Source organism: Candidatus Nitrospira nitrosa (genome assembly GCF_001458735.1).
Taxonomy (GTDB): Bacteria; Nitrospirota; Nitrospiria; order Nitrospirales; family Nitrospiraceae; genus Nitrospira_D; species Nitrospira_D nitrosa.
The window spans coordinates 323,470-339,475 of the sequence record NZ_CZQA01000009.1; the positions used below are offsets into that span (position 1 = coordinate 323,470).

14 protein-coding genes are annotated in these 16,006 nt (G+C 54.4%); 10 read left to right on the forward strand and 4 right to left on the reverse strand.

The annotated features are described in order from the left end of the window. Positions 1-39: 39 nt before the first annotated feature. Entirely contained in the window at positions 40-780 is a 741-nt protein-coding gene (locus tag COMA1_RS13715) for a hypothetical protein (RefSeq protein ID WP_176698059.1), read from the reverse strand. Between the two features lie 242 nt (positions 781-1,022). On the opposite strand from COMA1_RS13715, the gene COMA1_RS13720 reads away from it, so the two are divergent. From COMA1_RS13720 to COMA1_RS13755, 8 genes are all read left to right on the forward strand, one after another. Next, positions 1,023-2,372, forward strand: coding sequence for an NAD(P)/FAD-dependent oxidoreductase (locus COMA1_RS13720; RefSeq protein ID WP_218055389.1), 1,350 nt, complete (start codon positions 1,023-1,025; stop codon positions 2,370-2,372). 107 nt (positions 2,373-2,479) lie between these two features. Continuing rightward, positions 2,480-3,586 (forward strand): Rieske 2Fe-2S domain-containing protein, encoded by a 1,107-nt coding sequence (locus tag COMA1_RS13725; protein WP_090749461.1) that lies wholly within the window; start codon positions 2,480-2,482, stop codon positions 3,584-3,586. Positions 3,587-3,642: 56 nt separating this feature from the next. Then, complete coding sequence (locus COMA1_RS13730; protein WP_090749463.1) at positions 3,643-4,431, forward strand: NAD(P)/FAD-dependent oxidoreductase; 789 nt, start codon at positions 3,643-3,645, stop codon at positions 4,429-4,431. 46 nt (positions 4,432-4,477) lie between these two features. Continuing rightward, positions 4,478-5,035, forward strand: a complete 558-nt coding sequence (locus COMA1_RS13735; protein ID WP_090749465.1) for a lipocalin family protein — start codon at positions 4,478-4,480, stop codon at positions 5,033-5,035. Between the two features lie 75 nt (positions 5,036-5,110). Further along, positions 5,111-5,656: a hypothetical protein gene (locus COMA1_RS13740; protein WP_090749467.1), complete on the forward strand. Its 546-nt coding sequence runs from the start codon at positions 5,111-5,113 to the stop codon at positions 5,654-5,656. A gap of 209 nt (positions 5,657-5,865) precedes the next feature. After that, positions 5,866-6,285: a peptide-methionine (R)-S-oxide reductase MsrB gene (msrB, locus tag COMA1_RS13745; RefSeq protein ID WP_090749469.1), complete on the forward strand. Its 420-nt coding sequence runs from the start codon at positions 5,866-5,868 to the stop codon at positions 6,283-6,285. Between the two features lie 151 nt (positions 6,286-6,436). Then, positions 6,437-7,717 (forward strand): hypothetical protein, encoded by a 1,281-nt coding sequence (locus tag COMA1_RS13750; RefSeq protein ID WP_090749471.1) that lies wholly within the window; start codon positions 6,437-6,439, stop codon positions 7,715-7,717. A 36-nt stretch (positions 7,718-7,753) separates the two neighbouring features. Next, positions 7,754-8,668 carry an NAD(P)-dependent oxidoreductase gene (locus tag COMA1_RS13755; RefSeq protein WP_090749473.1) on the forward strand — a complete coding sequence of 305 codons (915 nt, stop codon included), beginning with the start codon at positions 7,754-7,756 and terminating at the stop codon, positions 8,666-8,668. 99 nt (positions 8,669-8,767) lie between these two features. On the opposite strand, the gene COMA1_RS13760 is transcribed toward COMA1_RS13755, so the two are convergent. Both COMA1_RS13760 and COMA1_RS13765 read right to left on the reverse strand, forming a co-directional pair. Then, on the reverse strand, positions 8,768-9,343 hold the full coding sequence (locus tag COMA1_RS13760) for a DsbA family oxidoreductase (protein ID WP_090749475.1): 576 nt from the start codon (positions 9,341-9,343) through the stop codon (positions 8,768-8,770). 76 nt (positions 9,344-9,419) lie between these two features. After that, the gene (locus COMA1_RS13765; RefSeq protein ID WP_176698060.1) at positions 9,420-11,339 is read right to left on the reverse strand and encodes a PAS domain-containing hybrid sensor histidine kinase/response regulator; all 1,920 of its coding nucleotides are present in this window, start codon (positions 11,337-11,339) and stop codon (positions 9,420-9,422) included. 223 nt (positions 11,340-11,562) lie between these two features. Here COMA1_RS13765 and COMA1_RS13770 point away from each other — a divergent pair, with 223 nt between their 5' ends. Both COMA1_RS13770 and COMA1_RS13775 read left to right on the forward strand, forming a co-directional pair. After that, positions 11,563-11,916, forward strand: a complete 354-nt coding sequence (locus tag COMA1_RS13770; protein WP_090749791.1) for a flagellar basal body rod protein FlgC — start codon at positions 11,563-11,565, stop codon at positions 11,914-11,916. A 131-nt stretch (positions 11,917-12,047) separates the two neighbouring features. Then, on the forward strand, positions 12,048-14,222 hold the full coding sequence (locus COMA1_RS13775) for a B12-binding domain-containing radical SAM protein (protein WP_090749479.1): 2,175 nt from the start codon (positions 12,048-12,050) through the stop codon (positions 14,220-14,222). A 120-nt stretch (positions 14,223-14,342) separates the two neighbouring features. On the opposite strand, the gene COMA1_RS13780 is transcribed toward COMA1_RS13775, so the two are convergent. Then, positions 14,343-15,659, reverse strand: a complete 1,317-nt coding sequence (locus COMA1_RS13780) for a hypothetical protein (protein ID WP_090749481.1) — start codon at positions 15,657-15,659, stop codon at positions 14,343-14,345. Positions 15,660-16,006 lie beyond the last annotated feature (347 nt).

Consider the following 16,006-nt stretch of genomic DNA (forward strand, 5'->3'; position numbering starts at 1 on the left):
GGCGTGTTCTGCGTGATATGGCATGTGAGGAGACTATGCTCAGTGCGCGGGAATATTCGGGCCGATTTTTTCCAGGATGACTTGTTTTACCTGTTTCGCAAAGCGCTTGGAGACTTCAAGGTTTCGCTGGGCATGACCGGACTCCGACACGGTATAGGTTGCGGGTGGTGTCTGTGATGTAATCGTGGCTTCAAAGACGACCGCCAACATCCTCACGGGCTTTCCGGTTTTTCGATCGATTCCGTAGGCTTCCTTGAGTGATACCTTCGGCGACACCTCGACATCCACACCATCCGACAGATGAGGTTTCAATAACCCGGATCGTTCCTGATCTCGCTCGATGAGTTTAATCATGGGGTCTGCGACGAACTCACTCCGAATCTGTTCTGCCACTGCTCCCTTGGTGCGCTCGGCCTTCTGCATCTGTTCGTCTAATTCAGCTGGTGCAAGGTCCACATAGATGGGGTCGTTTGGCTGTCGTTTTGATCCACTGTTTGCCTGGTCAGACTGCCCATTTTTCTTTAGACTGAGTTCCCCAGCTACTTCTTGCGAGGCCACCTGCCGCTTCGCCATTGGATCATCGGCATCATAGATGGTGGTCTTGCCCTGCAGGTCGGTCTCGTACACCAGCGTCTTCCCGCCTTGTTCGTCCACCCGATAGACCTTCTGTTCACTGTTCACATTGGCCGTATAGTAGTTACTGGAACATCCCCCGATCATGTGCACGACAACGGCACACCATAGAAATCCAATCATCCGCAAACAGGGACGGATAACCATAAGGAGGACTCCTTGTTTCTTGCCCAGAATAGAACGGGCGGCTTCAATCCATCGAAGTAAGTGTAGCAGGATCACCCCTGAAGCCAAGACAGGGAGCCGTATCATCGATCGCGCTCAAGAAAGTACGAGTCCTGCCGATGAAGAGAGAGAAGACGCCTATGCCAGTCGTGGGACTTCGATTTCCCCGCTGTTTCGTCAGACAACCCAAGCAAGTCCCCTGATTCATCAAAGGATACGAACCGGTGGAAGAATCTGCCCGTTTCTCTCGCTCCATGACGCGAAAACGTGTCGTCATTATCGGAGGGGGGTTTGGCGGCATGACAGCCGCGCGCTGCTTGCGTGATGCCGATGTCATCTTGATCGACCGCACGAATCACCATGTCTTCCAGCCGCTGCTGTACCAGGTGGCCACAGCAGCGTTATCACCGAGCGATATTGCCTGGCCGCTGCGGACCTTGTTCCGCTCACAGCCGAACGTACGGATCTTCATGGATGAGGTCCTATCGATCGATCGGACTGCGCGCGTGGTTCACCTGCGTCACAGTGCGCCCATCGGGTTTGATGCTCTCATCGTCGCTCCAGGATCACGCCATGCCTATTTCGGACACGAGGAGTGGGAGACGAATGCCCCAGGGCTCAAGACGATGGCGGATGCCGTTCACTTACGAGAGCGGATTCTGCTCGCGTTTGAAGAAGGCGAACGGCAGCGGGCCGACACCGGCACGCAAAATCGCCTCAGCTTCGTGATCGTGGGAGGTGGGTCCACAGGCGTTGAGCTCGCCGGCTCACTGCTCGAAATCGGCAGAAAAGCCATGGGGCCGGATTATCCTCACCTACGCCTGGAGGATCTCTCGATCATTCTCGTCGAAGCCGGCTCACGTATCCTGCCTGGATTCACTCCCACAGTCTCCGCCAAAGCGCTGAGCGTATTGGAACAGATGGGGGTTACCGTCAAACTGAACAAATCAGTGACTGAAGTTCGTGCCGAGGGAGTCATGCTCGGTGATGAATGGATCGCGTCATCCAATGTGATCTGGGCGGCCGGCAATACGGCTTCACCTCTGCTGAAGACCCTCGGCGTCGATCTGGATCTCTATGGTCGGGTCAACGTTCAACCAGACCTGACGATCCCTGGCGACCCGTGGATCTTCGTCATTGGTGATGCGGCGCACTGTCTGGATCGTGACGGGACACCCCTACCGGGAATCGCTCCTGTTGCCATGAATGAAGGGCGGTATGTTGCCGAGTTGATCGATCAGGAGATCTCTCCCGCGCGGCGTGCACCATTTCTGTATCGAGACCGCGGCATGTTGGCCACGATCGGTCGAGGCCAAGCCGTAGCACAATTCGGCCCGATACGTGCTTCAGGCTTCCTGGCCTGGGCACTCTGGTGTATCGTCCACGTGTTCTTCCTCATCGGTCTCAGAAACCGAGTCCGTGTCATGACCGAATGGGCTTGGTACTACCTCACCTTCCAACCGGGGGCACGGCTACTCTGCGAACAACCCGCCCACCGTCGCCCTCCATCCATAAAACATCATGCTGCGAGACGCGCCGCAGAGGATCGGACTCCCAGCAAGCGCGCGGCCTGACCTACGATCTATACCATTGACTCTTCACTAACTGAATCGTAGCCTGTTCCACACCCACATCTCATCATCCGGATTCTTTAAACGATCATGAGGCCAAGGAGTGTTCCATGCCCGAAAACCAATGGACGGATATCGGATCGGTCGATGAACTCAGTCGGCGAGAGCTTCAAGAGGTACAATGTGGGAAAACTCGCATTGCTCTTTCCTGTAAAAATGGGACGTTCTCAGCAATCTCGGGTGTCTGTAATCACGTGGGTGGTCCGCTAGGGAAAGGCCGACTCGATGGCGACTATGTGGTCTGTCCCTGGCACTACTGGAAATTTCACCGCGAAACCGGTCAAGGAGAGCCTGGGTATGAAGCAGATCAAGTCCCGACCTATATAACCAAGATCGAGCAGGGTCGGCTGTACGTCGACCTCTCGTCCGTGACCAAGCGCAAGAAACAGCCGCACGCCCCCCACCCACTCGCCCGCCGTATCGTTCGCCAGCCAGGGCCAATTCGAGTTGTGGGAATTGCAACGACCGCCATGACGGTCGAACATCCTCGGTACAGTACATCTGATGACCTGTTGGAAGTTTCGCTCAACCATGCAAAGACGCAGCTTGGCCTGGAGACACAATTGATCAAGTTGCGCGAGCTGAACTTTCGAGCCTGCGAAGGGTTCTATTCAAAAGCCGCCCAGGCCTGCACTTGGCCCTGTTCCATCACTCAGATGGATCCTACGGATCAACTTGATCGGGTGTATGAAGCGATCGTCCATTGGGCCGACGTCATTCTCGTCTCGACTCCAATTCGGTGGGGAAACGCCAGCAGCCTCTACTTCAAGATGGTCGAACGGATGAACTGCATCCAGAATCAGGAGACCATCGCGAACAAACACCTGCTGAAGAACAAGGTGGCGGCCTTTATTATCATGGGTGGGCAGGACAACGTGCAGGGCGTGGCAGGCCAGCTCATGACCTTTTGGGCTGAGATCGGCTGCCAGTTTCCACAGTTTCCCTTCATTGCCCACTCACGCGGTTGGAGTGCGGAAGATATGGAACGAAATATCCACGAAGTACAGAACAGCCGTGAACTACGTGAAGCGGCACAAGAACTCGTAGCCCGTGCCGCCGACATGGCACAATTGATGGTAGAAGGACAGATCCCGGACTACCATCTGGTTTCTGGTGGGCGCAAAGCGCATAAGCTCGACAGCGAACCGACAGGCTAACTCCACACGGAGCAGAGCGTGATGGATCAGAAGCGGGTCGTCATTGTCGGCGGAGGATTCGGAGGCCTGACAGCTGCGCGCTCAATCCGCCACGCCGAGGAGGCCCCCTTGGGGTTAAACTCGCTGGTGCGCTGGCGGAGATCGGACGGAAGGCGATGGGACCGGACGATCCTCATCTCCGCAGGGAAGATCTTTCGATCATTCTCGTGGACGCCGGTCCACGCATTCTCCCTGGATTTGACCGTACACTGTCCGTCAAAGCTGCCGACGCACTTACTCACATGGGAGTGACGGTGAAACTGAACAGCCTGGTCACCGCAGTCACCCCCGATGGTGTCCAGATTGGCGCCGGATGGATTCCATCGACGCAGATTGCTTGGGCGGCAGGTAATCGAGCATCACCGTTGTTGGACACACTGTCGGCGCCGCAAGATTCCGCTGGTCGGGTCATAGTTCACCCGGATCTGACCATCCCTGATGACCCATGGATCTTCGTCATTGGCGATGCAGCCCATTGTCTCGGACGGAATGGGAGCCCGTTGCCCGGAGTAGCGCCTGTCGCCATACAGCAGGGACGCTACGTTGCCGATCTGATCAATCAAAAGCTGACTCCAGAACAACGACCCGCCTTTGCCTATGCAGATCGTGGCATGCTCGCGACCATCGGCCGGGCCAAGGCGGTCGCACAATTCGGTCCAATCCGCGCATCAGGGGTTCTGGCCTGGGTGTTCTGGTGCGTCGTCCATATTTTCTTTCTGATCGGATTTAGAAATCGAGTGCGGGTCATGTCGGAATGGGTTTGGTACTACCTCACGTTCAAACCAGGCGCAAGGGTACTGTATTGAAGCGCCATAGAACCCTACTAGATAAACGTTATACCGGGAGTCTGCCGTGAAGACTATCTCATTTCTCATCCTGAGCTGTTGGTCGTTGATCGTCACAGGTTGCGTTGCGCTCGAGTCGAAGCAGCCTCTTTCCACCGTCGCCTCAGTGGATCTGACCCGGTACGCCGGGACATGGTACGAGATCGCTCGACTCCCCATGTGGTTCCAACGACACTGCGTTGATTCAAAGGCGATCTATACCACTCGTCCGGACGGCAAGATTGGCGTACATAACGAATGCGTGACACAGAGTGGTCAAGTCGAACAGGCTGAGGGTGTGGCGACGGTCATAGACCGCACCACCAATGCGCGATTGGCCGTTACGTTCGATAACTTTTTTGCACGACTTGTAAGCCCCTCTCGAGAAGGGAACTATTGGATCTTCGACCTTGACCCGGATTACAGCACCGCCCTTGTCGGGACACCGGACCGTCGCTACCTCTGGATCTTATCTCGAACTCAGAAACTCGACGAAACAACCTATCAGCAGTTAGTCACGAAAGCTCAGCAGCTTGGCTTTCCTGTTTCAGACCTGATCAAGTCGAAGCCTATATCTGCGAGTTGACACTCGCCTCGCCGCCACGTAGGTTCTCCCTATTTTTCAACCTCAGGGCCAACTGAACCGAACACCTACTGACCTATGGACTGGCTGTTACTGATCGGCCTTCTGATCTTCATTATCGGAGCTGGAGTAGGGATCTTCTACTGGCGTGAATTTGTGACTCGGCTCTGGGACGACTTCCGCGCTGAGCAACCTACTCTCAGCATCACCAACCTCTCGGTCCTCAACGCGGGACGGATCGTGACACTCACCCCTGAGTTGGAGAACGTCGGACCTGGAATAGCCTACGATTGTCTTCTCCAGCTCAGTGGGTGGGAAGGCAATTTTTCTGTCAGAACGATGCACCCGCCAGGGTCCCGGCATCAAATCCATTCGATCCCTATCGTGCTGGGACCGGATGCCCCGATCCGCATGAAACCCGTGAGTCGATGTTACGTGAGGTTGGTCTGTCGGGATCGATGGGAACAACGCTATGAATGGTGGTATCCCGTGACCCAAGTGGAGAATCTGAGTACAGGCCTCTATGATGTACAGATCAACCTCTCGCAGCCGGAACGAACCGAGCCACATCCATCCAACTGGAAAGTCTGGCAGTTGCTTCGCAAAACCTCTCCCGATGAGTAACCGATACTCATCTCCTGTGAGGCGTTGATACCTCCTTGAGGAGACAACCGTTTCCTGGTTGATCGCCGCCTCTTGCATTCTGGATTCCCGATCCGTACCATTTTATGATCCCGTCACAGGGACGGGCGTGCCTTTGTGAAAACGCTGTAAGACTTCAGTTCCCTGTTCGACTGAGAAGCAGTAATTCCAGCCCAGGAAGGAGATACCCTATGCCACCGACTCTTCACATCGATCCCATTGTCAAAATCACAAAGACGGACGAGGAATGGAAACAGCAGCTTTCCACTACAGCCTATCGTGTCTTACGGCACGAAGATACGGAACGAGCGTTCGTCAATCCACTGCATGAGAATCACCAGGCCGGCACCTACTACTGCGCAGGGTGCGACCTCCCACTGTTTTCGTCTGTGCATAAGTTTGATAGCGGGACCGGCTGGCCGAGCTTTTGGCAGCCGATCGATCCTCGGGTCATAGAAACGCGGACGGATTTCGCACTCTTTATCCCTCGGACAGAGATCCACTGTGCCCGTTGCGAAGGCCACCAAGGGCATGTGTTTAAGGATGGTCCGAAACCCACGGGCCTCCGGTACTGCATCAACGGAGCGGCACTAAAATTCTTGGCCGACTGAGTGCCAACGGCTTTCACCCGTTCCGTTCACATGAAGAGGCGCTACGTAGGTCGCACAGGGAGAGGCGTCCCGTACCGCTGTCCACCCCCTGGCGCTTGGGATCCGGTTCAAGGTACAATTCCCCACCAACGATGATCGAGTTCATAGTGTAATGCTCCGCCCCAGACGATCCTACACGTGGCTTCTCGTTCCCCTCGTTCTACTTTCATGTGGAAAGGTTGGGAGTCTATTTGGCTCGAAAACCGATCCCTGCTCATTAGTCACCGTTGCAGAGGCGCAACAGGCACTCGGGGAGCCGGTAGAGGAAGGGGCACCGTCAGAACCAAAGACTTGCCTCTTCAAGGCCCATCGGAATGAAGGCAATACCGTCACGGTTCAACTTCATGACAGCGCCGGTCAGGACCGTAAGGCCTGGTTTAATAAAGAGCGCCTTCGGCGCGACAGTCAGCTCATTCCTGGCCTTGGCGAGGGAGCAGTCAGAATCAATTCTGCCTCTCTATCCCGCCTGACGTTTCTGCACGAGGATGAGCTGATCACCGTGATCGTCGCCTCGACCAAACAGAAGCATCTCGCTGACGCCGTCACACGGCTGAGTCGGACTGTTGCCGAGCGGTACGGCGCCACCTTGACCGCAACCATCCCCTCCACGCTCACCAGCTCCGTAGCTGATCTGAGTTCATCACGGGACGCTGGCTCTCGCACAGCACCCGTGACACTCACGCAAACACGCCCGGCTCACGAGACTCTTCAGGACGGGCCGAAGAAATCCACGCCTATTGATCCGACGAGTCTCATCGGGACCTGGCATACACGCATCTCACGTGGCACGACCCAGCATGACCTTCTGCTGGTCATCAAACCGAACTTGGAATGGTCCCTTTCTTCGATGATGGAATTTGATGGCATCTTGAATGCCGAATCCGGCTTGTGGTCCCTGGAACGAGCGAACACATTCAAGGGGCTCGGATGGAAGGGGACGTATCGAATCACTACGCCGAATTCATTCGCCACAACTGGAAGTGTTCAGGCCAATTGGAAACGGGTCGTGACTGATCAGCCCCCTTCACGTGTTCCAGCTGAGCTCTGGAACCTACGCCGAGAGGCAACCAGTGTGCCTGTTTTCCAACTAAAGACCGTTGACCCTGACTTAATCGGGCAATGGGAAGGTTCCGGGACCTATGCCGGCGGTCCCGCCACCTTTGTGTGGGCTATCCAACCATCGGCTGCAACAGACTTATTGATCGTGGACAGTCTCAAAGGAACAGTTCGATCGAAGGATGGTCTTCCTCAACTGCACCCAGCACAAAAAAAACAACCCCGTGTGAGCGTGATCGCCTTCAACGATCATGGGTTTACCACGACGGATGGGAAAACCAATCTCAAATGGAACAAACTGCAACAATCAGAATCCACAGAAACCCGTCAGCTCTAAAAATTCGGACTATTCGTCGAACCAGGATCACCTCATATGACTGAACCAGCCGAGAGTATTGGCTTCGTCGGAATCGGTCGGATGGGCGCCAACATGGCCCGTTGCCTCCATGAACGAGGACTCCATCTGACATCGGTCTACGATCTTGACCCCACAGCCGCTGTCGACTTGGCTACTGAACTCGATGTCCATCAGGCACTAACACCAGCCGACGTTGCCGACCACTCGTCCATTATCATCACCGTGGTGTCCGATGACACAGCGATGCGTTCTATCTTCTCTGCAACCGACAAGACTAGTCTTCTAGGCAGTGCTCAAGGCCGACTCTTTATCAATTGCGCCACCCTCTCTCCCAAAACCCATCAAGACATCGCTGGCTTGGTTGCCGACCAAGGAGGACTATGCCTTGAAGCCTGCATGGCGGGGAGCATCACCCAGGCCAGGCAAGGCACCCTATACCTCATGTGCGGTGGCAGCGCCGAAGCCTATATCCGCGCAAAGATCATACTCGACGTCCTTGGAACGACCGTGCGCTACATCGGTCAACCCGGCGAAGCCGCGAAGGTCAAAGCCCTGGTGAATATGGTGATGAACAGTAATACCGCTGCCTTGGCCGAGGGGTTAGGACTCGGAGCAGCGCTGGGAATCGATCTGGCGCTGTTGCGTGACGTATTCAGCCAAACAGGTGCCGCCTCTCGCGTGCTGGAGACAGACGGAGACGACATGCAGCAACGTGCGCACGACTGCTATTTTTCAGCAGCCCATGCAGCAAAAGATTCTGCCATCGCACTCGATTTGGCCGAACAGGCAGGGCTCTCGCTTCCTGTCGCCCAGGCGACCCTTGCGCAATACCAGCGGTTGATGGCACTAGGGAAAGGTGATCTCGATAAATCTGCAATTGCAGAGTTAACGTTCGTTGATCGTCTTGGATCCTCATCAGCGCGTGGCTGATCCCGAGAGCAAACGCGGAGAGCAACTTGAACGGATCACACAAACCAGGGAGAGATAGAAGGAATAGCCGACACTGACCATACCGAGGTCAGTGTATCCCTAGACTTGAAAGAACTGCCTCACGTGTTCGATCGGCACACAGCCGACGAGCAAATCGCCCTCTGGGGAGACCAGAAGGGGAACCCCATTTTGACCAGTCGCGTGCCACGCCGTTTCCCATTTCTGAGCAAGAACATGATTGTGTCCGTCACCGTCATCAACAACATGTCCCTCTGCCAACTCCTTCAAGACCTTCGGATCAGAAATGTCTTGCCCGTCGCACCAGAACGCGCGGTATGTCCGCCGAACAAAATCCATCCCCACCTTTGCTTCCTTTTGTAGAAGCGCAATTGCTTGTTCAATCGCCGGAAGCGTATTCGGTTTCCCTGGTGGCAACGCGATCGGCAACCCCGGTGCCAACCGCTGCACCATCGTCACTTCATGTCGCAACTCCGCACCTAATGAGCCGCTCCATGGCTTCATGGGACGTGGCAACTGCGGTGCGTGCTGGACTCCGCGCCACTCACAACGGTCGATCACACCCACATCATGCAGCCTTTCATGCAGGGCATAACAGAACGGACAATTAAAGTCGCCATAGAGGATGACACGCTCAGCTGTAGATTGAGGCTCCATAGACGCCACTCTACCGAACTGGCGAGCTAGAATCTACCTCATTTTGCTTGTCGCCGAACCAGACAGTTGGAGCGGTTTATGGGGAGGAGTGTCGTAACAGCTCCTGAAGACCTGCCCTTAGGGCGGGTAATGTCAACGGCTTCGTCACCACCTTGTCCATACCAGCCTGGCGACACTTTTGCGCATCTTCGTCAGACGCATGACCGGTGAGCGCCATGATCGGAAGATGATTGAGTGCCCCTTCCTCACGACGACGAATTTCGCGTGTCGCTTCATACCCATCCATTTCAGGCATCTCACAATCCATCAACACAATATCGTACGTCGTTCGGGTAATCGCCTCTACCGCTTCCCGTCCTGTGCGCGCCACTTCAACCTGACAGCCCAACTTTTGCAAGAACTTGCAGGCTACGACTTGATTGATTTCGTTGTCATCCGCGACCAACACTCTCTTCGGAAGCTTCCGCTCCCTGAAAACAGATTGCTCTGTTCCTACGGAAAGGGCCCTGGCCTCTCGAAGAATCGCTGGAAGTAGATTGGTGGTGTAGCTGAAGGTACTGCCCTCGCCGAACTGACTGGAGACCAAGATGGTTCCTCCCATCAATTCGACAAGCTGGCGACAAATCAGCAGACCAAGTCCGGTCCCGCCGAATCGCCTTGCAGTGGACGCCTCGGCCTGGGCATAGGCTTTAAACAGCTGATCCTGTTGTTCCGAAGTTAACCCGATACCTGTATCACGAACACTCCAGTGCAACACCACCGTGTCTGTGTTCTCCGACAACGTGGACTTCACAGCGACGGCGATCGTGACGCCTCCCTGTTGTGTAAACTTGATCGCATTCCCGACAAGATTGAACAGAATCTGCCTCAACCTGATTGGATCACCCCGAAACTCTTCTGGCACACCGGACGCAATCTCCACTGAGAGAGTCAGACCTTTATGAGCGGCCAACCCCTCCGTTAAGGTGGTGACATCGTGAATGAGTCCTCGCAGGTTGACGTTAGCCACCTCCAAGGTCATCTTCCCGGCCTCAATTTTTGAAAAGTCCAGAATGTCGTTGACTAAGGTCAGTAACGCTTCTGCGGAGCGATGCATCGTCTCGATAAGCTCCCGTTGTTGGTCGGTTAGGGAGGTGTCTTGAAGCAGTTGCGTGCAGCCCAACACCCCATTCATGGGAGTCCGCAACTCATGACTCATCGTTGCAAGAAAAATCCCCTTCGCCCGTGCTGACTCCTCTGCGGCTTCCTTTGCACGACGCAACGCAACATCCGAGGTAATATCGAGCCCATACGCACGGATCAGTTCAAGATCTCTGAGGGGAAAAAACGACCAGGCAATGACCCGATTCCCCACAACATGTTCAACTTGAGATAATGAGACATCCGTCGTGAGACACTCACGAAGCATCGCCGAAAGATCTGCAGGGAACATCACTTCAATCCCAGCCTCAAGTAGCCCACACCGTTCCATCAAGTTCAACATACCCGTATTGGCATAGAGCACGGCATCCGTTGCATCAAACTCCACAATAGGATTGGGCGCATCCTCGGCCAATCGTGCCGCACGTTGCACATCCCGCTGAACTTCCATCGCATCGGTCAAGTCCCGAACGATCACGACGGCCCCAACACATACCCCCTGCTGTAATCGAGGCCAGAATGAGAGTGACAACTCAAATTGAGTCCCATCCTCTCGAGTCCAGATATGAGAAGGAATCACGACGAGTTCGCCGGCACTTCTCATTCGATTGAACGGGCATTCTAACGTGGTGCTCTCCCCTACCGTCACACAACCCATTAGGTCGTGAAACCTTATCCCAGTCGCCGTGCGGGTTTGACCAACCAATTGCTGTGCGACTGCATTCAGCAGCACGATGCAATTGTCATGGTCCAAGAAGAAGATGGCCTCAGGGACTGCTTCCAACAAGAAGCCGGCATCATCACCTGTCAGGAGGCTGAGTGGTCTATTTCCGAAGTCCGGGTGAGCACTATTCATGGACGACGTCATACGGTATGAGTGAGAGACCTCAGAACCTCCACTCTATCGGCAGAACCAGAGATCGTCTAAAGTTTCAATCGCTGTCGTCTCTAGGTCATGGTGTTCGTTTCTGCTGATTGATATCGATTGCTGGGCCGCTTTCTCGTTTTAGTAAAGTTCTCCTTCTACCTTCCGATAAGGCACACGACGGGGCCTACTAGAATCTCCAAGGGAGGTGTCTATGATATCCGCCATACACACCGCACTCTCGGGCTTGGCTGCCTTCGGGAAACAGATCGAAGTCGTGGCGCACAATGTCGCCAACCTCAATACCGATGGATTCAAGAAATCAAGAACAGAGTTCGTCGAAGTCCAGACCGGAGGCGTCCTTCCCGTTGTTGGGAAAGACACAGCATCAGGTCCAACGGTTCTACGAGATACAGGCGGCACTCAATTCCAGGTTGAACTGTCGAATGTGGACATCGGTGAAGAGACCGTCCAACAGATGCTGGCCCAACGTAGCTTTGAAGCCAATCTTCAGACTCTCAAAACTGGCAATTCCTTACTCGGCAGCATCCTGGACATCAAGAAGTAGCGCACAGCACTCTTTTCTAGCGAGTGATGCAGCCGTATGGCGTAGTGCTCAGGCATCTCAGACCTCTTCCTCTCATGGCCATCTTCCTTCTGACGTAGCATTTTTCTTCGTTACTGTGCTATGTCGGGCTCATGACACCCCAACGTGTGCTGTTGGTCATCCCTCCCTTAACTCAGCTGAATACCCCCTATCCATCCATCACCTACCTGACCGGATTTCTGCAGTCCCAGGGGATCCAGGCAGAACAGGCTGACCTTGGTATTGAAATGGTGCTCCGTCTTTTCAGTGCTGACGGGCTACGATCCGTGTTCAAACAACTGCATCACAACAGGAACGCCTTACCAAAAGAAGCCCTCCGCATGATGCAGGCCGAGCATCGGTACGTGGAACTGATCGAACCGGTTATTAGGTTTTTGCAAGGCCAGAGTTCCGACCTCGCCGGTCGCTTGATGCAGCCTGGGGTTCTACCTCAAGGGCCACGGTTTCGTGGTCGGCGAACATTCCCTCGGTCGGTGTCAGTCACCGACCGAGCTAAACAGTGGGCCACGTTCTTTCTTGAAGATCTCGCCGATCTCGTGCAAGCCACCATCACTCCGCACTTCGGTTTGAGTCGGTATGCCGAGCATATTGGGCGCAGCGCCTCATCGTTCGATCAAATCGCCGCGTCGCTGGCGGAGCCGCAGAGCCTGATAGATGAGTGGGTACTGGATCTCTTCTGGAATCACTTCCAACGGACTCAGCCGACGCTCCTCGGCCTATCTATCCCTTTTCCAGGCAATCTGTATGGCGCATTCCTCATCGCGCAATCGATCAAAAGGCAGTGTCCGGACCTTCCTATCATCATTGGTGGTGGCTACGTGAACACTGAGCTTCGTCGAGTGACTGATCCCCGAGTGTTCGACTATGTGGACTTCATCACGCTGGACAATGGAGAACGGCCGATCTTGTCTTTGATTGAACATCTCTCAGGACTGCGTCAGCGCGGAGCGTTGTGCCGAACGCTGTATCGCGAACACAATCGTGTCATGTATGCAGATGATCCCTCTCTCACTGATTTCTCCATGGATGACATCGGGTGTCCGACCTACCGGGGATTGCCACTAGATCGCTATCTGACCATTCTCGATAGTACGAACCCCATGCATCGCCTGTGGTCGGAGGGTCATTGGAACAAACTCACCGTGGCACATGGGTGTTATTGGAAACAATGCACATTTTGCGACGTGGGGTTGAACTACATCAGTCGCTACGAAATGACGCCGACTGAACGGCTCATTCGGCAGATCGAGCAGCTCATGGCCGAAACAGGGTGCCGCGGCTTTCACTTCGTGGATGAGGCAGCCCCACCCGCGGCATTGAAATCATTAGCGTTGGGACTCTTGGAACGACGAATCACAATCCGCTGGTGGGGCAATATCCGGTTTGAACCAGCCTTCTCGCCCGACCTCTGCCGACTCCTGGCCGCATCCGGTTGTATCGCCGTGACGGCCGGACTCGAAGCCGCTTCGGACCGCCTGCTGGACGAAATGAAGAAAGGGATTACCGTCGATCAGACTGCACTGGTTGCCGCAGGATTTAGAAAAGCCGATATCCTGATCCACGCCTATCTGATGTATGGCTGTCCATCAGAAACCATGCAGGAAACCATCGACTCTCTTGAGCGTATCCGGCAACTCATCGCAGCCGACCTGATTCAATCGGCCTTTTGGCACCGCTTCACGGTGACCGCGCACAGCCCGGTCGGTCTGGATCCCGCCGCACATGGTCTCCGGATTCTTGGACCCAAGTTCCAGGGTTTTGCAGAAAACGATCTTGAGCACAATGATCGTACTGGAAATACCCCGAACTGGATCGGGGAAGGACTTCGACGCTCGCTCCTCAACTACCTCGAACGGCGTGGACTCGATCTCGATGTCCGTTTTTGGTTCGATGAAAAGGTTCCGCGTCCTACGGTCTCTTCCAGATGGCTCACAGGCCTGCTCAAGAAACAACGTATCGATGAGGGAACCGCAAGAGAAAGGCGGCTGGTTTGGTTGGGAGGGACCGTGACCAGTGAGCCCGTCGGGAAGCGTTCACGACTCATCCTCCGAGGGCCTCAGCATGATCAGATCCTCATGCTCCCGACTTCCCAAGCCCAATGGCTGACACAATTAATCTCGAATGCGACCCCACAACAGCCAGCTCAGACTTATCCACACATCCACGACATAGGTAAGGGGTTTCCTGGAACAGCATCAAGCTACAACCGATTTGTCACTTCTCTGACCTGGAAACAGATCAGAGCTACCGGATTGGTGTTCGTCTAGCAGCTTTGCAAGAAATACACGGCAGGCTCGATCATGAGGGAGAAAAAGCAAGGGCTGGAACCCATCATTTGGATTCCAGCCCTTCCCTCACACTAACGGTTCTAAGTTACGCTACAGTGACTAGTACTGCAGCTGCAATGCGACGTGGAACGAATCCACCTTATCTCCAGTCGTGCTCGGCGCGTACCCACCGGCGAAGCCCTTTGTATTGATATCGCCATACCGGTAAAACGCTGAAATCCTCGCATTATGACCGGAGATAATATAGTTCACACCGGTTTCCCACTCCTGCCGCATGGCACTGTACCGAGGATCGATGCTGGTGAATCGGACATAGGGCTGGAATCGTCCAATCCCCACTTCCTGGGGGATTAAGTACAAGCCGTACACCGTCCAGGAGTGGCCATTAAATGTACAGAAGCAGCTATTAAATCCACCAACGTTAGCAAACGCACCCGTTCCATAGTTGGCCCAGTGGCGCTTAAATTCTCCGTTGAACGTGAACACGCCCATGTTATTCGGAAGCACCTTTTCAAGCAATACATCGATAGAAGCACCAGTGAAATCAGACACATTCCCGGTAGCGGTGTTTCCAGCCCCATCTTTTTGGTGCTGCACGCTGGCACCAATCGCCGCTACATCTCCAGCCGTGCCATAATAGGTACCGGATGTGTAATAGCCAGGATTTGGCTCATCGTTCAGGAAATTCCACTGCAACCGTCCCGTGTACATCAGACTGCTGCCGGTATTAGGCCCCCCGCGCAATCCCTGCGAGACACTGACCACATACAAGAGATGCGTACCACCTGGATGAACTTTGCCCCAGAAGGTCGCCGCATTATCACGACCATAGAGACCGGCTCCACCACCCAGCGCACTCACCCCGTTGAAATTGGCGCTTGCGTCGGCTGGGAAAAACGGCGTTCTAAATCCGTCGAACGTTGCATGGTAGAACGGGCCGTTCAATTCACCACGTTCACTCGGCAGCAACATCCGCCCGACCCAGAGGTTGACCATCTCATTGAACTCAAACTTCCCGATGGCATCAAGCAGCCCGATCGAGGAGTTGCCTGAAAAATTCTGAGACGTACTGGTCAGAGCTGCATTGCCAAAGGCCCCGGCCCCTCCGCCAACCTGGCAGTTGAAGCAGTCGGTATTGAACTCAAACTTGATGTACTTGTGGATTTGCCCATTAACGTAAATACGAGCGTTGTTGATCGTAAAATCGTTCGTATAATGCCCGGCCGGCGATGCCCCTTCGATGGAATTGAAACTAGTCCTGATACCCATCCCGATCGAGATCCACTTGTCCTCATCAGCCTTGATCATGCCACCAGCAAAGGCACTGGGCAATGTGGATCCCATTCCAGCCACCAGTGCCGCCATGGCTCCAGCAACTACAAATTGTTTCCACCGCCTCACATTATGTCCCTTCATACTGATGCCCTCCCTTGTGAGTAATAAGAAACCACTGCTGCCCACCTGATACTCTTGAGTAGAACCTCTTGTCCCTAGGAAATTGGCGCCGACTATGCCTAAGTCCTCGAAATAAAGCAAGAAACTTTTCGTATGTAGCTCAGCTGTGTCGACTATACATCAGTATTTTTGCTTGTCCAAACACATAACGAAAATGAGCAGGTACGATACCGAATCTGGTATTCTCCGCACATCTCACCATGCTCCACAATACGTAAGAGGTTTCAGCTCGTTTCACCCAATGGCTGTTGCGTTCTAGAATTCGGCCTCCTGTAAAAGCAATCCTTGTACCCCGGCACGGGGTACAT